Annotated in this window: 28 protein-coding genes and 1 tRNA gene; 21 read left to right on the top strand and 8 right to left on the bottom strand. The window is 53.9% G+C overall.

The window, feature by feature from the left end; genetic code table 11:
* Positions 1–33 precede the first annotated feature (33 nt).
* The 11 genes from NTE_RS12670 (at position 34) to NTE_RS12620 (ending at position 8,437) form a co-directional block, all read left to right on the top strand.
* Positions 34–948, top strand: coding sequence for a malate dehydrogenase (locus tag NTE_RS12670; protein WP_148701347.1), 915 nt, complete (start codon positions 34–36; stop codon positions 946–948).
* Between the two features lie 49 nt (positions 949–997).
* Entirely contained in the window at positions 998–1,786 is a 789-nt protein-coding gene (larB, locus tag NTE_RS12665) for a nickel pincer cofactor biosynthesis protein LarB (protein ID WP_148701346.1), read from the top strand.
* Between the two features lie 60 nt (positions 1,787–1,846).
* Positions 1,847–2,575 carry a 50S ribosomal protein L18 gene (locus NTE_RS12660; protein WP_148701345.1) on the top strand — a complete coding sequence of 243 codons (729 nt, stop codon included), beginning with the start codon at positions 1,847–1,849 and terminating at the stop codon, positions 2,573–2,575.
* Positions 2,576–2,580: 5 nt separating this feature from the next.
* Positions 2,581–3,192 (top strand): 30S ribosomal protein S5, encoded by a 612-nt coding sequence (locus NTE_RS12655; protein WP_148702167.1) that lies wholly within the window; start codon positions 2,581–2,583, stop codon positions 3,190–3,192.
* A 7-nt stretch (positions 3,193–3,199) separates the two neighbouring features.
* On the top strand, positions 3,200–3,658 hold the full coding sequence (locus NTE_RS12650; RefSeq protein WP_148701344.1) for a 50S ribosomal protein L30: 459 nt from the start codon (positions 3,200–3,202) through the stop codon (positions 3,656–3,658).
* Positions 3,659–3,731: 73 nt separating this feature from the next.
* Entirely contained in the window at positions 3,732–4,172 is a 441-nt protein-coding gene (locus tag NTE_RS12645) for an uL15 family ribosomal protein (protein ID WP_148701343.1), read from the top strand.
* On the top strand, positions 4,150–5,583 hold the full coding sequence (gene secY, locus NTE_RS12640) for a preprotein translocase subunit SecY (protein ID WP_148701342.1): 1,434 nt from the start codon (positions 4,150–4,152) through the stop codon (positions 5,581–5,583). The genes NTE_RS12645 and secY overlap by 23 nt, the downstream gene beginning before the upstream one ends.
* Positions 5,570–6,190: an adenylate kinase gene (locus NTE_RS12635; protein WP_148701341.1), complete on the top strand. Its 621-nt coding sequence runs from the start codon at positions 5,570–5,572 to the stop codon at positions 6,188–6,190. The genes secY and NTE_RS12635 overlap by 14 nt, the downstream gene beginning before the upstream one ends.
* Positions 6,187–6,780, top strand: a complete 594-nt coding sequence (locus tag NTE_RS12630) for an EMC3/TMCO1 family protein (protein WP_148701340.1) — start codon at positions 6,187–6,189, stop codon at positions 6,778–6,780. Before NTE_RS12635 ends, NTE_RS12630 begins: the two co-directional genes overlap by 4 nt.
* Before the next feature lie 3 nt (positions 6,781–6,783).
* Positions 6,784–7,374, top strand: coding sequence for a cytidylate kinase-like family protein (locus tag NTE_RS12625; protein WP_148701339.1), 591 nt, complete (start codon positions 6,784–6,786; stop codon positions 7,372–7,374).
* Positions 7,375–7,381: 7 nt separating this feature from the next.
* A complete protein-coding gene (locus NTE_RS12620) occupies positions 7,382–8,437 on the top strand; it encodes an RNA-guided pseudouridylation complex pseudouridine synthase subunit Cbf5 (protein ID WP_148701338.1) in 1,056 nt (351 codons plus the stop codon).
* Here the strand turns inward: NTE_RS12620 and NTE_RS16730 are convergent, their stop codons facing one another.
* Complete coding sequence (locus tag NTE_RS16730; RefSeq protein ID WP_158385549.1) at positions 8,438–8,602, bottom strand: hypothetical protein; 165 nt, start codon at positions 8,600–8,602, stop codon at positions 8,438–8,440.
* Between the two features lie 92 nt (positions 8,603–8,694).
* Here NTE_RS16730 and NTE_RS12615 point away from each other — a divergent pair.
* Positions 8,695–8,798 (top strand) — tRNA-Ser (locus tag NTE_RS12615).
* A gap of 149 nt (positions 8,799–8,947) precedes the next feature.
* On the opposite strand, the gene NTE_RS12610 is transcribed toward NTE_RS12615, so the two are convergent.
* Positions 8,948–9,679, bottom strand: a complete 732-nt coding sequence (locus tag NTE_RS12610) for a hypothetical protein (RefSeq protein WP_148701337.1) — start codon at positions 9,677–9,679, stop codon at positions 8,948–8,950.
* 116 nt (positions 9,680–9,795) lie between these two features.
* On the opposite strand from NTE_RS12610, the gene NTE_RS12605 reads away from it, so the two are divergent.
* Both NTE_RS12605 and NTE_RS12600 read left to right on the top strand, forming a co-directional pair.
* Complete coding sequence (locus NTE_RS12605) at positions 9,796–10,254, top strand: chromate resistance protein ChrB domain-containing protein (RefSeq protein ID WP_148701336.1); 459 nt, start codon at positions 9,796–9,798, stop codon at positions 10,252–10,254.
* A 35-nt stretch (positions 10,255–10,289) separates the two neighbouring features.
* Positions 10,290–11,531 (top strand): MFS transporter, encoded by a 1,242-nt coding sequence (locus NTE_RS12600; RefSeq protein WP_148701335.1) that lies wholly within the window; start codon positions 10,290–10,292, stop codon positions 11,529–11,531.
* A gap of 162 nt (positions 11,532–11,693) precedes the next feature.
* Here NTE_RS12600 and NTE_RS12595 read toward each other — a convergent pair whose 3' ends face one another.
* From NTE_RS12595 to NTE_RS12580, 4 genes are all read right to left on the bottom strand, one after another.
* A complete protein-coding gene (locus NTE_RS12595) occupies positions 11,694–12,398 on the bottom strand; it encodes a CbtA family protein (RefSeq protein ID WP_148701334.1) in 705 nt (234 codons plus the stop codon).
* A gap of 2 nt (positions 12,399–12,400) precedes the next feature.
* The gene (locus NTE_RS12590) at positions 12,401–12,655 is read right to left on the bottom strand and encodes a hypothetical protein (protein ID WP_148701333.1); all 255 of its coding nucleotides are present in this window, start codon (positions 12,653–12,655) and stop codon (positions 12,401–12,403) included.
* Positions 12,655–13,011 carry a DUF6659 family protein gene (locus NTE_RS12585; protein ID WP_148701332.1) on the bottom strand — a complete coding sequence of 119 codons (357 nt, stop codon included), beginning with the start codon at positions 13,009–13,011 and terminating at the stop codon, positions 12,655–12,657. The genes NTE_RS12590 and NTE_RS12585 overlap by 1 nt, the downstream gene beginning before the upstream one ends.
* Before the next feature lie 66 nt (positions 13,012–13,077).
* Positions 13,078–13,437, bottom strand: coding sequence for a hypothetical protein (locus NTE_RS12580; RefSeq protein ID WP_148701331.1), 360 nt, complete (start codon positions 13,435–13,437; stop codon positions 13,078–13,080).
* An 80-nt stretch (positions 13,438–13,517) separates the two neighbouring features.
* Here NTE_RS12580 and NTE_RS16725 point away from each other — a divergent pair, with 80 nt between their 5' ends.
* From NTE_RS16725 to NTE_RS12550, 7 genes are all read left to right on the top strand, one after another.
* Positions 13,518–13,655, top strand: a complete 138-nt coding sequence (locus NTE_RS16725) for a hypothetical protein (RefSeq protein WP_158385545.1) — start codon at positions 13,518–13,520, stop codon at positions 13,653–13,655.
* A 59-nt stretch (positions 13,656–13,714) separates the two neighbouring features.
* Positions 13,715–14,953, top strand: coding sequence for a nickel pincer cofactor biosynthesis protein LarC (gene larC, locus NTE_RS12575; RefSeq protein WP_148701330.1), 1,239 nt, complete (start codon positions 13,715–13,717; stop codon positions 14,951–14,953).
* Entirely contained in the window at positions 14,950–15,753 is an 804-nt protein-coding gene (larE, locus tag NTE_RS12570) for an ATP-dependent sacrificial sulfur transferase LarE (RefSeq protein WP_148701329.1), read from the top strand. Before larC ends, larE begins: the two co-directional genes overlap by 4 nt.
* A complete protein-coding gene (locus tag NTE_RS12565; protein WP_148701328.1) occupies positions 15,753–16,928 on the top strand; it encodes a cysteine desulfurase family protein in 1,176 nt (391 codons plus the stop codon). Before larE ends, NTE_RS12565 begins: the two co-directional genes overlap by 1 nt.
* 48 nt (positions 16,929–16,976) lie before the next feature.
* A complete protein-coding gene (locus NTE_RS12560) occupies positions 16,977–17,480 on the top strand; it encodes a peroxiredoxin (RefSeq protein WP_148701327.1) in 504 nt (167 codons plus the stop codon).
* Between the two features lie 81 nt (positions 17,481–17,561).
* Positions 17,562–18,356, top strand: a complete 795-nt coding sequence (locus NTE_RS12555) for an MBL fold metallo-hydrolase (RefSeq protein ID WP_148701326.1) — start codon at positions 17,562–17,564, stop codon at positions 18,354–18,356.
* Between the two features lie 80 nt (positions 18,357–18,436).
* The gene (locus NTE_RS12550) at positions 18,437–19,192 is read left to right on the top strand and encodes a CFI-box-CTERM domain-containing protein (protein WP_148701325.1); all 756 of its coding nucleotides are present in this window, start codon (positions 18,437–18,439) and stop codon (positions 19,190–19,192) included.
* 17 nt (positions 19,193–19,209) lie between these two features.
* Here NTE_RS12550 and NTE_RS12545 read toward each other — a convergent pair whose 3' ends face one another.
* Complete coding sequence (locus NTE_RS12545) at positions 19,210–19,722, bottom strand: acyl-CoA carboxylase biotin carboxyl carrier protein subunit (RefSeq protein ID WP_148701324.1); 513 nt, start codon at positions 19,720–19,722, stop codon at positions 19,210–19,212.
* Position 19,723: 1 nt separating this feature from the next.
* Positions 19,724–21,232 (bottom strand): acetyl-CoA carboxylase biotin carboxylase subunit, encoded by a 1,509-nt coding sequence (locus tag NTE_RS12540; RefSeq protein ID WP_148701323.1) that lies wholly within the window; start codon positions 21,230–21,232, stop codon positions 19,724–19,726.
* Positions 21,233–21,242 lie beyond the last annotated feature (10 nt).

Genomic DNA, 21,242 nt, shown 5'->3' with positions numbered 1-21,242 from the left:
TTTATAAGTAATCCAGCTCGCTAGCACCTCCAAATGACAATAACTGTAATTGGATCGGGCAAAGTGGGCGCTTCGGCCGCGCTGAACTGCGGCCTGAGAGAGCTTGACGACGTTCTCCTTCTGGATATAGTGCAGGGCCTTCCGCAGGGCGAGGCAATGGACATCAACCACCAGCTGTCAGAGCGCGGCTCTGACTCTGTCGCCCGGGGCTCCAACAACTATGAAGACATGCGCGGCTCTGACTATGTGGTGCTTGTGGCCGGCGTCGGCAGAAAGCCGGGCATGACGCGCATGGACCTGCTAAAGATAAACGCCGGCATTGTAAAGGATGTCGCATCAAAAATAGCGACGTATGCCAAGGACGCAACCGTCATTGTAGTCACAAACCCGCTTGACCCGATGACCTACCTTGCGCTCAAGACCATCGGCGCACAAAAGAGCAAGGTGATGGGCATGGGCGGCATGCTCGACCTGTCGAGGTTCAAGAGCTACATACAGGAAGCAACAGGCGTCTCCCGCGACTCTATACAGGCGATGGTGATATCCGAGCACGGCGAGAACATGCTCCCGCTCACACGGTTTTCATCGCTGGGCGGAATCCCGCTGCACGACTTTATCACAAAAGAACAGGCGACAGACATTTTTGAAAAGACAAAAAAAGTCGCTGCAGAGGTAATCGCGCTAAAGGGCGCAACAGTGTACGCGCCGGGCAACGCGGTTGCCACCATGATTGAGTCGATGGCAAAGGACAAGAAGATGGTTATTCCAGTGTCCGCTTACCTGGACGGCCAGTACGGGGTATCTGACCTGTGCATCGGCGTTCCGGCAGTCATTGGCGCTGGCGGCGTTGAAAAAATAGTCGAGCTAAAGCTTGACAGCTTTGAGCAGGGCGTCTTTGACAAGGGCGTGGCAAGCGTCAGGGAAGCGATAAAGGCACTCCCGCTCTAGCTCTTTTTTCTGGAAACCTTTTATCCCTTTTTGTCCAAACCCTGAAGCGTTGGATCTGCGCACCATTCTGGAGAAATTTGCCAAAGGCGCGATAACCGCGGAGGAGGCGCAGAAAGAGATCTCTATTCACGCTATAGAGCACGTCGACAACATTGCCCGGCTTGACGTGGGCCGGGAGATGAGAAGGGGCCTTCCGGAGATAGTCTTTGCAGAAAGAAAAGAGTACGCCGACACACTGCAGATTGCAGTGGCCGCAGTCAAGCGCAACGGCCAGGTGGTGGTGAGCAGGGTGAAAAAGAAGGACCTGGCAAAACTTGCCTCTGCATTAAAGAAAAAGGGGCTTTTTGTGGAGGTGGGCAGAAACAGCACCACGATCCTTGTTGCTGCTGCAAACAAATCACAAAAACAAAAGCAGGCGCTTGGCAGGGTGGGGATAATGGCCGCCGGCACTTCTGACATCGGAGTCGCAGAAGAGGCAAGGCTGGTGGCAGAGGCGATGGGCTGCGACGTTATCACAAGCTATGACGTTGGAATAGCCGGTATGCACAGGGTGTTTCCTGCCCTCAAGGAGATGCTTGCAAAAAAGGTTGGCGCAATCGTGGTGGTGGCAGGCATGGAAGGCGCGCTTGCATCGGTGGTCGCGTCGATGGTTGACGTCCCTGTGGTAGGCGTCCCGACGTCAGTGGGCTATGGCTTTGGCGCAGACGGCATCGCAGCGCTTGCGTCGATGCTTCAGTCCTGTACACTGGGCCTTGCAGTGGTCAACATCGACAACGGAGTTGGCGCCGGCGCGTTTGCAGCGTCTGTTGCCAAGTCTGCGACGAGGCAGACCCGTTAACGTTTATAAGTGCTATAGAATTTTTGCATCTCTAATCAAACAGGAAGTGAATGGTACTCATTGACTTATGTCCGTACTCTCAAGAGAATCCGTCTTGACAAGACCAATTATCGCAAGAGGGCCGCCGTCATTGTCGGCAGGCACTCGTTTGCCACTGTCAAAGTTACCGACCAGAACGTGGCTGCCCAGATCCTAAAGCCGACCCCGACAGGCGACCTGGTCATTGCATCAGCGCACAGCCACGAGCTAGTCACCAAGCACGGCTGGAAGGGCTCTACAAACAGCCTGCCGGCGTGCTACCTGACCGGCCTGCTTCTGGGCAAGAAGGCTCTGGAAAAGGGCACGAACAAGGCAGTCCTTTACATCGGCAAGGACCACTTTACCACAAGAGTGGCGACATGCGCCAAGGGCATCGCAGACTCGGGCGTCAACATCCCGATTTCAGAAGAGTCGCTGCCAGACGCCGAGAGGATCTCCGGCCAGCACATCGCAGACTATGCGTCAAGCCTCAAGGCAAACGAGGAAGAATACAAGTCACGATTTTCAGCACTTTTGAAGAACGGCCTAAAACCTGAAGACTACCCTGCGCACTTTGAGGAGGTCAGGTTCAAGATCTCTGGCAAAGCAGCAGAGGAGGCGCCAAAGCCCAAGAAGGAAAAGAAAGAACAGGCAGCGCCGGCAAAGGAAGGCAAGTCTTCGAAGGACAACAAGAAAGCTTCGCCAAAGAAGCAAGAAGCAAAGGAAGAAAAACCCAAGAAATCAGAAAAGGCAGGTAAGAAGAAAGAATGAGCAGCATGTTTTCATCCCAACAGCAGCAGGCAGAATGGAAGCCACGCACCGCGCTAGGGCGTGATGTGCTGGCAGGCAAGATAACCTCGATGGATCAGATATACGAGAACGGGCAGCGCATACAGGAATCCGAGATAGTCAAGCACCTGTTGCCCGACATCAAGAGCCAGGTTGTGCACGTCGGCATCGTGCAAAAGCAGACCGACGCCGGCGAGATGACCCGCTTTAACGCCCTCGTGGCGGTAGGAAACGAGGCAGGCTGGTTTGGCATCGGCAAGGGCAAGGCCTCCCAGATGCGTCTTGCCATCGACAAAGCCACTAATGCAGCATACCTCAACGTCATCCCGGTAAAACTCGGGTGCGGAAGCTGGGAGTGCAAGTGCACGCAGCTCCACTCTGTGCCGTTCAAGGTGAGGGGCAAGGGCGGAAGCGTCACGCTTGAAATCATCCCGGGTCCAAGGGGACTGGGGCTGGTGGCCGGCGAGAACATCAAGAACCTGCTAAAACTGGCGGGCCTTAAGGACTCGTGGACCAAGACGTTTGGCTCTACAAACACAATGTCATCGACTACAAAGGCAGTCTTTAACGCGCTGAGAAGCACGTACAGCGTGGGTTGATAATCATATGGCATATCTAGTTGTTAGAATCAAAGGGACCGTAAACATACCAGCGTGGGCAAAGACTACGCTTGACAACCTCAATCTGGACAGGCGCTTTCGCGCGACTCTGGTTCCAGAATCGGACGAGTCGCTTGGTATGCTTCGCAAGGTAAAGGAAGTGGTCGCCTGGACCAAGGCCGACGCGGCCACTGTAAAGGAGCTCCTTGAGAAGAGGGGAAGAAAGGCCGGCTACAAGCCGATAACCAAGGCGGACCTTCCAAAGGAATACAAGAGCATTGACGAGCTTGCATCGGCTATTGCAGACAACAAAATCGCAATGTCCAAGGTGGAAGGCATCAAGCCGTGGTTTGCGCTCTCACCGCCAAAGGGCGGCTTTAAGCGAAAGACAAAGCAGCAATACTCCCAGGCAGGCGTGCTTGGCGACGATGAAGGGCTTGTCGAGATCGTCAAGAGGATGCTCTAGTAAGACTTAATTAAGGTGAATATGAAATTTGAAACAACTCCAGCACAACAAAGGGATGATGTGATGATTAATTATGGCTACTAGATTCAGAAAAAGCAGAAGGCAGCGTGGGAGCAGGTACTGTGGCTGGGGCCAGATCGGCCAGCACAGGCAGGCAGGAAGCCGCGGAGGAATTGGCGGCGCTGGCAAGCACAAACACTTCTTTATAAGGACAGTAATCGAAGAACCAAACCACTTTGGTCACGACCCGTTCAACTCTTTTAACCGCAACGTCGTGAACACGTGGCTCAACGTCCGCGACCTCGACGCGGTCTTTGCCAAGCACGGCAAGGCCGACGAAAAGGGCAAGGTCGTCCTCGACCTGACCGCGCTTGGCTATGACAAGCTGCTGGGCGGAGGCAAGATCAGCGGCGCTTACACTATCAAGGTTGCAAAGGTGTCAGAGGGAGCCAGAGCCAAGATCACGGCAGCAGGTGGCGAGGTTATAGCCGATGAGCAGCACGACTCAGAATGAGAATGTCCTTCGCCGCGTTATAAGGTCGGCGTCGGCATATGTCCCTCAGGTCCCAAAGCCCAAGAAAAAGATCTCTTTAACTGAAAAGTTCGCCTGGACCGGCATTGCACTACTCCTCTATCTTGTAATGGGCCAGATCCCGCTTTACGGAGTAACAAGCGACCCCAAGTTCGACTTCCTTGCGTTTGCAAGGGTCATCTTTGCGGCACAGCAGGGAACGCTGATGGAGCTCGGCATAGGGCCTATAGTCACGGCAGGGCTGTTGATGCAGCTGCTCAAGGGGTCGGACCTCATCCGCCTTGACTTCAAGAACCCTGACGACAGGTCGCTCTTTACGTCGGCGACCAAGATAGTGACGATAATAGTAATCGTGGCAGAAGGCTCGCTGTACGGCATCAGCGTCTACGGCCCCCTCGTCGGAGGCCCGCAGATAATCGCAATCGTAGTGGCGCAGCTCATCAGCGCCTCTATACTGGTCATGCTGCTTGACGAGCTCGTGCAGAAGGGCTGGGGCATCGGCTCTGGGCTCTCGCTGTTTATCATGGCCGGCATCGCCCAGACGATCCTGTGGAGTGTGTTCAGCCCGTTTCCCGCGCAGGACGGCCCTACGGGCATACTGCCGTTTACCATCCAGTCCACAATCGAAGGCCACGGGCAGGATGCCATCTTCCGCTCAGGCCAGCTCCCAAGCATATTCGGCCTTGGGCTCACGGTTGCAGTCATACTAGTGCTCGTGTATATAGAGGGGATACACGTCGACATACCCATAGTCTCTACAAAATACAGGGGCTTTACGGCGGTCTACCCTATCAAGCTGCTGTACACGTCCGTCATCCCCGTCATCCTGTCGTCGGCGCTCATCGCAAACGCGGTGTTTATGGGCCAGATGATGTGGACCAACTATAACCCTAACAACACGAACCCTGCGTTCAACTGGATAGCACAGTTTGACCCCAGTTCCCCTCAGACGCCGACGGGCGGCATACTGTACTACATCACATCGCCAAGGAGCCTTGACCACGTGGCCGCAGATCCCGTGCGGGCGGTGGTGTACGTCATATTCTTTGTGACTATAGTGACCATCTTTTCAAGGCTCTGGGTGGAGCTGGGAGGTCTTTCGGCCAAGACTGCCGCAAAGAACCTGCTTGACGCCGACGTGCAGGTGCCCGGATTCCGGCGCTCAGAGAACTCGGTCGAATCGCTGCTGAATAGGTACATACCGTCGCTTACGATAATCAGCGGAGTCATCATCGGCCTCCTTGCGTCGCTGTCGGATATCCTGAACGTCTTTGGCTCCGGCACAGGAATACTCCTGATGGTGAACATCATGGTCAGCTACTACCAGACGCTGGTCAAAGAGCAGGTCGACACATACATGCCCAAACTGGCGGCTCTCCTTGGCAGGAAATAATAATAATCACAGAAAGCGCGCTATTATAGTCGGCATCCCCGGCGTGGGCAAGACAACGGTCATCACCCGCGCGGCGGAGCTGCTATCGTCGTCGCCAGAAAAGCGCAAGGCAACCATCGTCACCTACGGGACGCTGATGTTTGAAGAGGCGCAAAAAATAGGCGTGAAAAACCGCGACGAGATGCGCCGGCTCCCTGTCGAGCAACAAAAAAAATTGCAAGAGCAGGCGGCACGCCGCATCGCCGAGATGCAGGATGACGTGGTCATAGTCGACACGCACCTGTTCATAAGCACGCGCGAAGGCTATTACCCCGGCCTGCCCATGAGACTTGTTACCATAATGAACCCTACAAACCTGATAATGGTGGCGGCAGACCCGTACGAGATAGCCGAACGCCGGAAGAACGACCCGACCCGCCAGCGCGACGAGGCCTCGCCCGAAGCCATTAAAAATGACCTTGACTTTTCCAAGATGATGCTAGCATCATGCTCTATTCTGACCGGCGCGCCGTTTGCAATAGTTATAAACGGCGACGGCCAAGTTGACGACGCGGCCGCAGGCGTGGCCGGCATCCTTGCAGAGGGAGGAGAGCCTCTAAAGAAATGATAGACTTTGGCAGCCTGATACTGCAGCTGTTCTCGCCCCAGTACACTAGGCACCCGATATTTCCTGACTTTCTCACGGCGACCCTTGTGGCGATGGCGATATCTGTGGGCATGAGCTTTGCGTTTGCCATGCTGCGCCGGAAAACCACCGACATCGATCGCGTCAACAGGATAATGAAGGAGACAAACGACTGGCGCAAGGCCTACACCGCCGCCGTGAAAAAAGGCAACAAGGACGAAATTGAAGAGTTGAAGAAAAAGCAGGCCTACGTCAACAAGATGGCCCTTGAAGTGCAACAGCAGCAGATGCGCCCAATGCTCATCTACATGCTCCCGTCGTTTCTGATATGGATATTCGTCTTTCCGTCGATATTTGGCCAGGTGGTGGCCATATCGCCGATACACATCCCGTGGATAATGTGCAGCGACCAGGACGTCCAGAACCACCAGCAGCTGGACGACAAGGGCAACCCAAAGGGGGCATGTGAAGTGCCCGGCGAGGTCTACCTGTGGGGATGGTTCCTGCTCACGTCGTTTGCCTTTTCCGGCATAGTGGGCAAGGTCACCAAGACGAGTATGCCGAGCATGTGAGACATGGCCGCAGCAAAAAAACCAAGCATCGTGATCTCTGGCTGGCCGGCCGTGGGCAAGACCACGATTGCAGGCGCGCTTGCCAAAGAGTTTGGTCTGACAATGTACAACGGAGGCGACATACTAAAGATGCTTGCCCGGGAGAAGGGGTATTCCACGGACACTGCAAAAAGCGACTGGTGGGACACGCCGGAGGCCAAGATGTTCATGCAGGAGCGCAAGCGCGACCCTTCCTTTGACAAGCGCGTCGACAAGAAACTGGAGGAGATACTAAAGTCAGAAAGCGCCGTGATAACAAGCTATACGCTCCCGTGGCTTGTCAACGATAGCGCTATAATCAAGTTCTGGCTCAAGGGCTCGTCGCGCAGCCGCGCAAAGCGCATGGCAAACCGCGACGGGATTGCCGTGGCCGAAGCGGAAAAGATAGTGAACCTCCGGGACAACGAAAACATCAAGATATACAAGAACCTCTACGGCTTTACGTTTGGAGAGGACCTTTCGGTGTTTGACTATGCGCTCAACACGGACCTGCTGAGCCTGGACGCGCTGATAGAAGTGGCCAAGCTCATCGTAAGGCGCCAGGTAGGCAGATGATGATGGGATGTTGCCGCAGTTAGAAAATCTCGTCAACGTCGACGAGGACGTGACAGACGAGCGCTACGGCCACTACCCAGACAAGAGGCCGATAAGCGAGCTGTTGTATTACGGCCTGATACTGATAGACAAGCCTGCGGGCCCGACAAGCCACGAGGTTGTGGCGTGGGTAAAGAGGATACTGGAGATAGAAAAGGCCGGCCACTCGGGAACGCTTGACCCGGGGGCGACCGGGTTGTTGCCAATAGGGCTTGGCGAAGGGACAAAAGCCCTTGGCGTGCTTTTGCTTGGGCCCAAGGAATACTATGCGCTTGCACGCCTGCACGCGCACGCGCCGGCAGACAAGGTAAGGCGGACAATGAAAGAATTCACGGGCGAAATATACCAGAGGCCCCCGCAGCGCTCTTCTGTCAAGAGGGTAACCCGCGTCCGCACCGTGTACGAGTTTGACTATATCGAAGATTATGACAGGCTTATACTGATGCGCATTCTCTGCCAGGCAGGCACGTACATACGCAAGATAATCTACGACATTGGCGAGGTGCTGTCGCCGGGAGCGACGATGGTAGAGTTGCGCCGCACGCAGGTGAGCAACCTGTACGAAAAAGACGGCCTTGTGCGCCTGCACGACCTCGCAGACGCGTACCAGCGCTACAAGGAGACCGGCGACGAAGAGAAACTCCGCCGGCTGGTTCTGCCCATTGAGCGCTGCCTTGAAGGAATCCGCGGCATAACAGTGCGGGACACCGCGGTGGACGCGCTGTGCCACGGCGCGCCGCTTGCCGTGCCCGGCGTGATAGCGGTGCCAAAGGACCTGCGCGCCGGCGAGCTTGTCGGCGTCTATACCCTCAAGGGCGAGATAGTCGGCCTTGCCGAGGCGGCAATGACAAAGGAGCAGATTGAGGAAAGCGCAAGGGGCGTAGCGTTTGTGATGAAGCGCCTGATAATGAGGCCGGACACTTATCCAAAGGCGTGGCGCTCAAGGGGCGAGCACGCTGCAGCACCTGACGTAGCCATACACCCGGAAGTGGACCTGGGCAAGCTGGAAAGCGACGATGTCTAGCTAGATCGTCTCGCCAATTCCCGGGCGCTTGCGGTCAAGCCTGGCAATGTTCCTTGACAGGTTTTCAATCGTGCCGGGTATGTGGCACTTGCACATACAGTCGCTGCAGTCGACGTGGTTTCCGCCCTTGCAGTTGTCAGAAAGTCCTTGGTTGCTGCTGCTCAAAAACAAGTAACAATCGGCGTTCCTCAATTTTTATCTTGCTACTTTTGCTTTGATTGAATTATATAGTGAAGGGGCCAAAACGGTGCTTGGTTGCCGGGGTCGCCTAGCCCGGGAGGGCGCAAGCCTGGAAATCTGCTTTCCAGCCAGCTTGTGACCCGTAAGGGTCCCGAGGGTTCAAATCCCTCTCCCGGCGCCATTCTTACTTTGGATTCTTACCGAATAGTTTTCTTTGAGTTCTATGCTGAAACTGCAAAATCTATTATTATTGCCTTGGAAGGGAAGATTAAGAGAATAAAAAGAAATAGGAGGCTCGGCATGGATAATGCCTTGTACCCCTACCTCGAACTAGGGACGTGCAAACATTGCAACATGATTTCCGTTCTTGTCTTTCAACATGCTTACAGTCCCATAGATGGATTGCCCTACAAAGTGATTTGAGGTATCCTTTGGATCTAGCATAATGGTTATTGTACTGAGTTTATCTATCACTATGGCTGTCTTGACGTTGGTCCACGTGATCGCGTGGTTAAGGGCTACATCGGTGGTTCCCATTATTGTAGTAGTTCCGTTGGCGTTCAGCCGAATTGACGTGTCGTTGCTTGCTGGGCGGAAGTTGCTGATCTCATGTACGTGGCGATTGCTGGCGTCAAGATGCACCTTTGTGAACCTTGCGTCAAAGAATGTTACCTTTCCATTTTCGGCATTTAGGTGCCATGCGCCACTAAGGATGAATGTCTTTGCAGGCACAACTGACGCAAGTGCAGTTGTGTTTTGTGATGATGATGACGGCAGTGTCATGTTGCTTCCAGTTGAATTTGATTCTGCAGGCGAAGCCGGAAGGATCAAGCCTGCAATAGGGCCGGCAGCTGAAAATGTGTCAAGCCCTGTCGAGTTTACCGCGCCACCAGCTAAAACTGAAGAATTTGAGTTTGAATTATTCATTGCTGTCATGTTATTGGTGGGCTCTGTCATATTTTGTGCCTGAATTTGCGTAGGGATCAAGATTCCTGCGAATGAGAGGGCCGTTGCAAAAACAATGCCCATCATTATTGAAGCTGCAGCGGTTTTTGCTATCATTAGTTCAATTGTTCACGTAGCAGGTTTAAGCCTTCCTCAACCATAGTACGGAAAATCAAAATAGCTAACTGCTCAATCTCATTACTGTTGTTTGATTTGGAGCGGATGACAAGAAAATGAAGTGGGTGACAAGAGAGCACGCAAAAATAGACAGGATAGCCTGTCCATGGCTGATAAAAAATTTTGTGGACAGGGATGCGGAATTTCTTTTTGTGGCAGCCGACAAAGTCATGCAGACTGCCAAAGAAATGGACGCTATACCTTTTGACGTCCCAAACGCGGAGCTTGGCCATCATGGCGAAGAATGCTCCTTCGATGCAATCGTAAAAAAGTATGATCTGGCCAGAAAGGAGCCTGCCCTGCTGGAACTGGCCCGAATAGTGAGAGGCGCGGATACCCCAAACCGGTCGCTGACTCCACAATCAGAAGGTTTGGTTGCCATGGCAACCGGCTTTAGCCTGATCTCAAAAGATGACTATGACAACATGGCAAAGCAGTTTTACCTTTACGACGCTCTGTACGCCTTTTGCAAGTCAACAAACACAAAGTCAACATCATCATCAAGCAGACACTAACATTATACAACATAATGTAGAGATCCACTTTGCCTATGGGATGGCTGTCGGCTGACGGCAAGCTGGTTTTCTCTGCCAGAATTGTAAGAACCTTTGCTTACGGCTTTCTTAGCATAGTTCTGGCAATATACCTAAAGCTGCTTGGTTTTGACGACATCCTGATCGGAATTGTGCTCACCGCCACGCTTGTCAACAGCGTAATTTTCACGCTTTTTGCAAGTTTTTATGCTGACAGGATCGGCAGGCGCAAGACGCTCATTCTCTTTGGCGCATTGATGTCAATTGCCGGCGCAATATTTCTGGCAAGCGAGAGCTACCTTGCCTTGATTGCTGCAGCCCTCATCGGTACAATAAATGTCACCGGCTCTGAAACAGGCGCGTTTCTTTCACTAGAACAGGCGCTGCTTCCGCAGACTGTCAACGATAGCCGAAAGAGGAACACTGTGTTTGCCCTCTATAACATGGCTGGCACTTTTGCAATGTCTGGAGGAATCCTTCTTTCGGGCTTGCCTGCCATCCTCCAGCAACAGTACGGGTGGAATCCCGTTGAATCAATAAAGCCTCTTTTCCTGCTATACAGCGTCCTTGGAATTGTTGCAACGGCAATTTACTTTATGCTTTCAAATAAGATAGAGGCAACAACACGAGATATTACAAACAAGAAGAAGCCTGTTACGCAGGCGCTGTCTCCTCAATCAAAGCATCTTGTCGGCAAGCTATCCGGCTTGTTTGCCGTTGATTCCTTTGCAGGAGGCTTTGTCATCCAGAGCATCGTATCTTTCTGGTTCTTTACCAAGTTCAACGTTGATCTGGCTGTCCTGTCATTGATCTTTTCAGTGGCCGGAGTACTGACGGCATTTTCCTTTCTAGCTGCGGCAAAGATCGCGGACAGGATAGGGCTTGTAAACACGATGGTCTTTACCCACATACCGTCCAATGTATTTCTTATTCTTGTTGGGTTTGCCCCTTCGCTGCCTCTGGCAATCGCGTTTTACCTGACAAGGATGGCCCTGTCGCAGATGGATGTTCCCACAAGGCAATCGTACATTGTCGCGGTCGTAAGCGAGGAAGAAAGGACGCCTGCGGCTGGAATCACCAATATGTCTCGAAACATCTCTCAAGCAGTGTCGCCGTCCCTGACCGGCTACATCCTGCAGGTTCTGCCCGTGCTATCAGCTCCTTTTGTGCTGGGCGGCGCTCTAAAGATAGCATACGATATAGCTCTGTACCTTAATTTCAGAAACGTCAGACCAGTTGAAGGAAAAAACTCTGACTAATTTTGCCACATGCATGTTTATGGAAATGGGAATAACACATAGCCTGACGAAACAACAGTCCGATAGAATTTGGTGAAAAGTCTAGAGAAGAAATAGACAGGGAATTCAAGCCAAAGCTCAAGTTCTGCAAATAATAAAACACTTACCCTGCCGCAAAAGGCTTCAAATCCCTTTCTCGACGCCTTTTTCCTTCTTCTCTTCACGTTCCAGCAATGCACCTGCAATTATGCCAAGTGCAAACCACAACGCGGTCATGCCTGCTGCCATCGACGAGCGCCACCCTGCGAGCAACTGCTGGGGCACAAATTCCAGGCCGGAAAAGGCCGGGAACGAGACATAGAGCGCGGCTATTATTCCGATGTACAGGCCTGCGGCTCCAACGTACCAATTCTTTCTTTTCGTCTTTGAAAACGCTATTGCAGAGCCAAGAGCCGCAAGCCCTGATGCGGCCATGTAGCCTGCATAGAGCATCGAGTACCCGCCGTCGCCTTCTGGGTTAAAGGCGGTGTCAGAGTTTGCCGGGTATTTTACCGCCGGCATGACATAGAGCGCAAGCCACGCCGCGCCAGCAACTGCGACTGCAACTTTGAAGGCGCCGGCGCCAACCCTCAGGTACACCGCGGCGACAAGTACGCCTCCTCCGACACCAATTGCAATCGGCAGCGCAACGTTCTGTATCTGTAGCTCTTGCAGCTTTTGGTCAAACTCGCCCTCGTCGATTATGCTCGGCGCAACAAACTCGTCCGTATAGAAATTTGCGATCTCGCTCTGCCGGGCCTGCACAACGACAAAGTTGATTGCCACTGCGATAGCGCCTCCGATAATCCCTGCGATGATGGCAAGGAAAAATGCTCTTTGCGCCTGCATGACTAGAGTTCCTCGTCCAGCTCTTCAATTGCCCCCGCCTTGGATATTTCGTGCAGGCGCATCGCCACTGTACGGTCGTACTCTTTTTTGTTGATGATGCCCTTTTCGTCAAGCATTTCAACAAGTGTGGTGAGCCTTGCGCTCAACTCCTCAAGCTCTGTCAGCTCTTTGCCGGTTATCTTGCGCGGCGGGACAAGCTCGTCGTCCTCTCCTTGCCGCGAGCGTTTTTTTCTTTTGCTGCTGTTGGTGGCAGGCATCAGCGTACGACTGCCAGTATCCCGCTTATTATTTTGTCGTGGGGCTTGTCCTTTTCAATAGAGACAAGCAATAGGTTGTCGTCGTCCTGCAGCGGAAATGTCGCCAGCTTTATCCGCTCCCTTTCAGAAAACGTGAAAATTGTCTTGCCAAAGTCTGCGTTGAACTCTTTGCGCATGGCGTTTCGGAGCGCAAACTCGATGTACAGCTTGTCCATGTCCCGTACGGACTCTAGCGGGCTTAGCCCCGTGCGCATGCCTCCGGCTACAAGCCTGCCCATCTTGTCAATCACGCCGGCAAACCTGATGGCAGGGTCTACTGCAAACACCTTTTTGCACAGCTCGTCAAGGTCTGGCAATACGACCGGGTAAGGGAAAAACTTGCTTAATAAGCTTGATTCATTCATTCATTCATTCTTTTTTATTTACTGCTTGCGTTTTGGAAACTCGTGCAGCTCTGTCCCTGAGCAACGCTGGCACGTCTTGGGCTCTTTATCTGCAAGAAGATAGCTGACGTAAAAACACTTGGCGCACTGCATTCGGACAAGGGAGCCTGCGACCTCCAGGTTGTCACCTGTCTGTTTCAGTACCTGCATAGAGACAAGGTCGTCAATCACCGGGGACATGCTCTCTGCAAGCTGCTGCGGGTCGTATCCGCGGTAGCGCAAGTATAAACTTGCCATCTCGCCGGCGATGGCGCTTCTCTGGAACTGGGTCCTGCCCTTTCCGGCCTGCCGGAAAAAGTGGTCTCGCAGGTACCATTCAAGCTCCCTTGGCGTGTCCATATGTGGAGCCTCTTGTGTGCAGTGATAAATAAAAACGATATTGCAACGCACATAAGCCTGTTGAGCCAGATTTGGGTCATATGGGAGAAAAGGAGGGCGGGACGATAAAGCGCTGTCCTATCTGCGGCTGTACGGAGCACAGGCTTGTCGGTTGTCACACCCACCGGCTAAAGCACAGAAAAGGACCTGACGGCCGGTGCATAGTTGTTGAATCATAGTAGCAATAATAAACGATATTATAAAGCGCCGCACTGAATATTTTTTGTATCTCTCACACATGACAAATGACAAGATAGCTGTCATTGACTGCCAGGTGGCCGGCATTGCAGGCGACATGCTAGTGTCTGCGCTGGTGGACGCCGGCGCCAGCGCAAAAAAGGTGCGGGACGCCATATTTGCGTGCCAGGACAGCCTGAAGGGCAGCAAGATAAGCAATGCCTCTTTTGAAAAAATAGTTACGCACGGATTTTCGGCGACGCAACTGCAGCTGTCGTACAAGGACGGCGTGCACGAGCGCAAGGGCGCCGAGATGCTGCGCGCGCTAACAAAAACCTGCGACACGCTCGACCTTGAGCAGAGGGCCAAGGCGTTTGCGCTTGACACCCTAAAGACGATAGTCTCTGCCGAGGCCAGGGTCCACGGCGAGGATTTCAGCAACGTGCACCTGCACGAGGCGTCCAGCGTGGACACGCTTGCAGACATTGTGGGCTGCGCCACCGCCCTCCAGGACCTTTCACTCTTTGGCTCAAAAATAGTGTCTACACAGGTGGCAGTGGGCGGGGGCAAGCTGACGTTTTCGCACGGCACGGTGCCAAACCCTGCTGACGCAATCCTGCACATATTCCAGGGCAGGCACTTTGCGCTTGCCGGCGGCCAGGCAAAGGAGGAGCTGACGACGCCGACTGGAGCCGCGCTCCTTGCAAACCTGGCGGAAGGAAGCGTCGACTATTATCCTACAATCGTGCCGGAGAAAATCGGCTATGGCGCAGGCGGCAAAAAGTTTGAAGGCTTTGCCAACGTCGTCCGCGTCCTTATCGGCAGTTCGCCAGTAGCCCTTGAGAAGGACACCGTCTGCGTGGTGGAAACAAACGTCGACGACGCAACAGGAGAGGTAATGGGCAACCTCATCGACAGGCTAACAGACGCCGGCGCCAAGGACGTGACGATAATACCGGGCACCACGAAAAAGAACAGGCCTACGTACCTTGTCAGAGTCGTCGCAGACAATTTCCTGCTAAATGCGGTGCTTTCAATCCTGTTTTCCGAGTCGGGCACGCTTGGTGCACGCGTACAGCAGGTGGAGCGCTACGTGCTCCAAAGGGCGGTGGTGACGGTGCCGGTAACGATAGGCGAAAACACGTTCAACGTGCACGTCAAGGTTGCCAAGGATGCACAGGGCAACACTATGGGAGCCAAGCCCGAGTTTGAGGACATCAAGATAATCGCTGCAAGGCTTGGCGTGCCTGCAAGGCGCGTGATGGAAATCGTAAACGCGCAGGTGGTGCACAAAGTATGACTGCTACTTCTCTTGACAGGCTGGTTTCGTGGTTCCCTGCAGGCAGCAGGGTCATAGTGGCGCTGTCTGGGGGCGTCGACAGCGCGGTGGTTGCCCTTGCCGCAAAAAAGGCGCTTGGCGACAACGCCATTGCGATAACCGCTGACTACAAGACTCTTGCAGACGAGGAGCTTGCCACCGCCCGCAAGGTCGCGCAGGAAATCGGCATCAGGCACCTGGTAATAGAGTACGACGAGCTTGAAAACCCCGAGTTTGTAAAAAACGACGGAATGCGCTGCTACCACTGCAGGACAGAGCTTGGGCAGCACCTTGCCGGCGAGGCGAAAAAGGCCGGCGCGCAGCTGGTAGTGGACGGCACGAACATTGACGACCTGTCAGACTATCGTCCGGGCATCAGGGCGCTCCGTGAAAACGGCGTGAAAAGCCCGATGGTGGAGCTTGGCATCGGCAAGGCCGAGATCCGCCGGATGGCAAAAGAATTTGGGCTGTCCGTGTACGACAAGCCCTCAAACGCGTGCCTGGCGTCAAGAATACCTGTCGGCATGGAAGTGACATACGAAAAGCTGCGCAAGATAGAAAGCTCGGAGATAATAGTCAAGTCGATATTTGGGGTTCGACAGGTGCGTGTCCGGGACCACGGAGAGATTGCAAGAATAGAGGTAGGAAGGGATGAGCTGGGCAGGATGTTTGACCCTGAAAAACTGGACCTCTTGGATAAAAAACTAAAGGAACTGGGTTTCCGCTTTGTGACAATAGACGCTTCCGGCTACAAGAGCGGCAAGCTGGCGGTGGTCGATTGATGGAGCGAATCTACCTTGACAGCGCCGCGTCAACCCCAGTAGCAGACGAGGTGATACAGGAGATGATCCCTTACCTGAAACAGCAGTTTGGCAACCCGTCTTCGATACACTACTTTGGCAGGGAGACGACGCGGGCGATACAGCTTGCCAGAAAACGCGTGGCCGACCTTGTGAGCGCCAAGCCGCAAGAGATAACGTTCACGTCAGGCGGCACGGAGGCTGACAACCTTGCTGTCAAGGGGACGGCCGACTATGCGAAAAGCAAGGACCCGTCAAAGAACCACATAATAACAAGCTACATCGAGCACGACGCCGTGCTAGAGCCGTGCCGCGACCTTGAAAGGCTGGGCTACAATGTGACGTTTCTGCCAGTCACGCCCGAAGGGCTAGTGAGGCCAGAAGTCCTCAAGGAGGCGATCACGCCTTCGACAGCGCTTGTCAGCATCATGCACGCAAACAACGAGGTGGGCACCATCCAGCCAATAAAGGAGCTTGCCAAGATTGCGCACGACGCCGGCGCGCTCTTTCACACCGACGCGGTGCAGGCCGCCGGCAAGATACCCGTGGATGTCAAGGACCTTGGCGTCGACCTGTTGTCAATGTCGTCGCACAAGATAAACGGGCCAAAAGGGGTCGGGGCGCTGTACATCCGCGACGGGCTGGAGATAATGCCGATAATCCACGGAGGCGGGCAGGAATCTGCCATGCGCTCCGGCACCGAAAACGTCCCGGGAATAGTCGGCTTTGGCAAGGCGTGCGAGCTTGCCAAGGGCCGGCTTGCCGAGTACCAGAGACAGGTGTCTGCTCTCAGGGACTGCCTCATTGAAAACGTCCTGTCAGAGATCCCGCACAGCAGGCTAAACGGTTCCAGGACAAGCAGGCTTGCCGCCAACGCTCATTTCACGTTTTTTGGGGTAAACGGCGAGGACCTGATAATAAAGCTGGACGAAGAAGGGATTGCCGCGTCCACAGGCTCGGCCTGCTCGGTCAAGAAGCAAAAGCCGTCGCACGTGCTAAAGGCAATGGGCTTTTCCTACGAGGAGATAACAGGCTCGCTCCGCATCAGCCTGTCGATGCAGAACACAAAGGAGGAAATGGACAGGACGGTGTCGGCACTTGCAGGCGTGGTAAAAGAGCTGCGGTCGCTTTCGCCCTTCAAGTCCAAGTACGCCTGACGTATAGTTGAAAATCTTTTTATTGCAAGCTCGGCCGCTCTCTTGCATATGGCAGCAGCCAAGTCATCTCTAAAGATAGGCCAAAAAGCTCCCGAATTTGAACTCCCGGACCAGGACCTGAAGAACCGCAAGCTGAGCGATTTCAGAGGCAAAAAGACAATACTTGCATTCTTTCCTGCGGCCGAGTCGTCGGTCTGCACGGCAGAAATGTGCGCAATCCGCGACTCGCTTGATGAGCTCCGGGACTATGGCGCAAACGTGCTTGGAATCTCTGTGGACGGCCCGTTTGTCAACAAGGCCTTTGCCAACAACCATCACCTGAGCTTTCCCGTGCTTTCAGACTATGGAAGAAAGGTCATCAAAAAGTACGGAATCGTCATGAAAAAGCTGGCAAGCATGCCCGACTATAATGCGGCAAAGAGGTCGGTGTTCATACTGGACGAGCAGGGCAAGGTGCGCTACAGGTGGGTGTCTGACAACCCGCTCGTCGAGCCAAACTATGCCGAGATAAAAGAGTTCTTGAAGAAGAATAACGGCAGCAGCAACAACTGAGACCCTCTTCTCTCTTTCTCATTTTTTTCTTATTTTATATGATTAAAGAGAAATCTGTGTGAGGCGCATATATGCATCATCATGAATGATCTCAAGCTACGGTTCACGTACATCGGCGGGCCTACCGCCCTCATCGAACTTGGGGGATTGCGCTTCCTCACCGACCCGACATTTGATCCTCCTGGCGAATACCGGACAAGCCTGTATGTGCTGCGCAAGACACGCGGCCCTGCCATTGGTCATGACGCCATCGGCTCTCTGGATGCAGTGTTGCTCAGTCACGACCAGCATCTAGATAACCTTGACACCATGGGGAGGGCTTCTCTTGACCATTCGGCCCGGGTTTTGACGACACCTGCAGCAGCAAAACGCCTGGGAGACAGGGCAATCGGCCTGTCCCCGTGGCAAACAATTGGCATTCCTGCTAGGGACGGCGGCAACAGCCGTGTTCTGCAAATTACTGGAACACCGGCGCGTCATGGGCCCGTCCATGCAGATCGCGGCCCCGTGACCGGGTTCGTGCTTGCGTTTGCCGACGCGCCGGAATACGCGGTTTACATTTCTGGCGATACTGTCTGGCATGAAGGTCTGGTGGAGGTCAGCCGGCGCTTCTCGATACGGGTGGCAGTCCTGTTCATGGGGGCGGCAAGGGTCACAGAAGTCGGCCCTTGGCATCTTACACTCACTGCCGCTGAAGGGGTAAAAGCCGCGCACGCCTTTTCACGTGCTACTACCATTATACCGTTGCACTTTGAAGGATGGGCGCATTACTCTGAATCCCGCGATGACATTGAACAAGCCTTCACTGCCGCTGGACTGGAGCATCGATTAAAGTGGATGGAGCCCGGCCGCCCCACAGACCTTTGTATACACTAGAAGAAAACTACTGCAAGCCTATTCCTGCTGCTGATAATTGTAATTATTTATATACAAATGACAGCTATTTTTGCAGCAAGATGCGCAAAACTGCCTTCTATGGGGTCGCACTGGCAACTTTTGTGGCAGTATCACTGGCGTTATTGCTTCTTCTTCCCACTCTGCCTGCAATGGCAGAGGAAGGAGACTCGCTTGGCTTTGGCGACAACGTGTCTGCCCAGGTAAAGCGCGCCAACAATCAGACAGGAACCGTGCAGCCGGCGCGGCAGCCGTCCGGCTGTCTTATTGCGACTGCGGCGTTTGGCTCGGAGCTTACGCCGCAGGTGCAGTTTCTCCGCGGCTTTAGAGACAACCACATCCTCTCAACAGCAGCAGGCTCTAGTTTCATGAACGTCTTTAACGGCTGGTACTACTCTTTCAGCCCATCTGTTGCAGATTACGAGCGCGCAAACCCGTGGGCGCAGGCAACTATCAAGACTGCCATATACCCGCTCCTTGGCATACTGCAGGTGGCAGAAAAGGGCTATGGCATGTCTGCAGGCGAAGGAGGCGCTGTCGTTGCAGGCTTTGCCGCAAGCGCGCTTATTGGCGCAGTTTACCTGTCGCCGGCGGCAGTTGCATTGCGCAACAGGGCTCCTGGCAAAAAACTGCTGATGGCGCTGGGCATTTCTGCAATAGCGTCGCTTGCAGCAGTTGCGGCAGGCGTGGCAGCAGGAAATGCTATCGTCCTGATGGCCTCTACCGCGCTCTTTGTGCTGTCGTCAATAGGCGTCGGGCTGTTTGCAGTGATGACGCTGGCAAAGAAAATCGAAGAAAAACAACAGCACAGGCGCTAAAAAACCTGAGACTATTATTATTCTATTACTGCCAGAATGTCGTTTCTTGCGACGCTGGCTCCCTGCTTTACCTTTATTTCCTTCAGGTTGCCGTCCTTGTGGGCCTTGACAGCCACCTGCATCTTCATCGATTCAAGCACCACTATCACGTCGCCCTTTTTGACCTCTGTCCCTGGCTTGGCGGCAATATTGACAACCCTTCCCGGAATCTGGCTTGCAAGGTTGCGGTCTCCGCCTCCTGCGCCGCCAAGCGCCGATGCCTTTTCAAGCACTTCTGTCAGCTTGGAATGCTTCTTTACCGTTATAGGCTGGCCGTCCAGCATCAATTTCACTTCGGCGCTTCCAGACTGGAGGATCTTGGCGTGATGGAACGTGTTGTCGAGTATGAACTCAAACTCGTTTGTGCCGGATTTCAGCAGCCTTATCGTGTGCTCTTTGTCGCCTATCTTTACAAGCACCGAGTTGTTCCCTGTGGTCCTGAGCACTTCGCCGCTCAGCATCTGTGCAAGGTCGCCGACTTTGAACTCCATATCAGCTTGTCGCCCTCATCATCTTCCACCTGGAAGCTTTTTGACCGTTGTTATTGTTCTGCGAAGTCTTTTTCACAAGCTCTGACTGCAACAGCGCGGCCGCCACTGCAGCCTGGGCGTTCTTTGATGCTTCCGCCTTGACCTCTTCATTCATCTTGTCAAAGACCTTGAAGCGGTCAAGGTAGTCTGTCGAAATCTCACCCTTGTTAAAGTTGGGTTCGGTCATTATCGTCTTGTACAGCGGGATTGTGGTGTTGATGCCCTCTATGGTAAACTCGTCCAGCGCGTTTCTCATCCTTATGCGGGCCTCGTTAAAGTTGCTTCCCCATGCAAGCAGTTTTGCCACAAGCGAGTCATAGTAGCCAGAAACCGTGCAGCCTGGGTACAGGTACGTGTCGACTCTGACGCCGGGGCCGTAGGGGATGTTGCAGTTTGGCACTGCGCCAGTCGATGGCGCAAAGTCGTAGAACGGGTCTTCTGCGTTTATACGACATTCTATTGCGCAGCCGTTCATCTTCAAGTCTTCCTGCTTGAAGGGGATCTCGCCTCCCTGCGCCACGTGGATCTGGAGTTTCACGAGGTCAAGGCCGGTCACGAGCTCTGTGACAGGGTGCTCCACCTGCAGGCGGGAGTTTATCTCGATAAAGTAAAAGTTGCCTTCCGGGTCACGCAGGAATTCTGCAGTGCCTGCGTTGAGGTAATCGACTGCGGCTGCCGCCCTTACCGCTATCTCGCCAATCCTTTCCCTGGTCTTCTGGTCGACCACCGGCGACGGCGACATTTCGATAAGTTTCTGGTGCCTGCGCTGTATCGAGCATTCGCGCTCAAACAGGTGTCGGCCGTTGCCGTGCGAGTCGCGCAGCAACTGGAACTCGATGTGCCTGATCCTTTGAAGGTATTTCTCTACAAACAGCGCGGACTTGCCAAAGGCAGCCTTGGACTCGGCAGACGCCATCTCGAACTCTTGGCGCAACTGCTTTTCGTCCTTGCAGAGCCTGATGCCCCTGCCACCGCCTCCAAAAGCCGACTTTAGCATCACCGGATAGCCTGCTTCGTGCGCAATGTTTGCGGCCTTTTCCACGTCCTCGATGATGCCGTCGCTTCCCGGGACGGTTGGGACCTTGGCCTTTTTCATGACTGCCTTGCACTTCATCTTGTCGCCGGTGACATCCATCGCTTTTGCAGTCGGACCGATGAATATGATGCCGTTCTTCTCGCACATCTCGGGGAAATTCTCGTTCTCTGACAGAAAGCCATAGCCGGGGTGGATTGCGTCGGCGCCAGCCATTTTCGCAGTCTCGACGATCTTGGCCATGTTCAGGTAGCTTTGCGCCGGCGGGGCCGGGCCGATGTGGTATGCCTCGTCTGCCCTCTTTACGTGCACCGCACGCGTGTCTTCGTCAGAGTATATCGCGATTGACCTTATGCCAAGTTCCTTGCAGGCCCTGATTACGCGCAGTGCTATCTCGCCCCTGTTTGCAATCAGGATGCTCGTGATTTTCTTGGACATTTTTTGCATT

Source organism: Candidatus Nitrososphaera evergladensis SR1, from assembly GCF_000730285.1.
GTDB classification, from domain to species: Archaea; Thermoproteota; Nitrososphaeria; order Nitrososphaerales; family Nitrososphaeraceae; genus Nitrososphaera; species Nitrososphaera evergladensis.
This window is presented reverse-complemented; position numbering and strand designations above follow the sequence as displayed.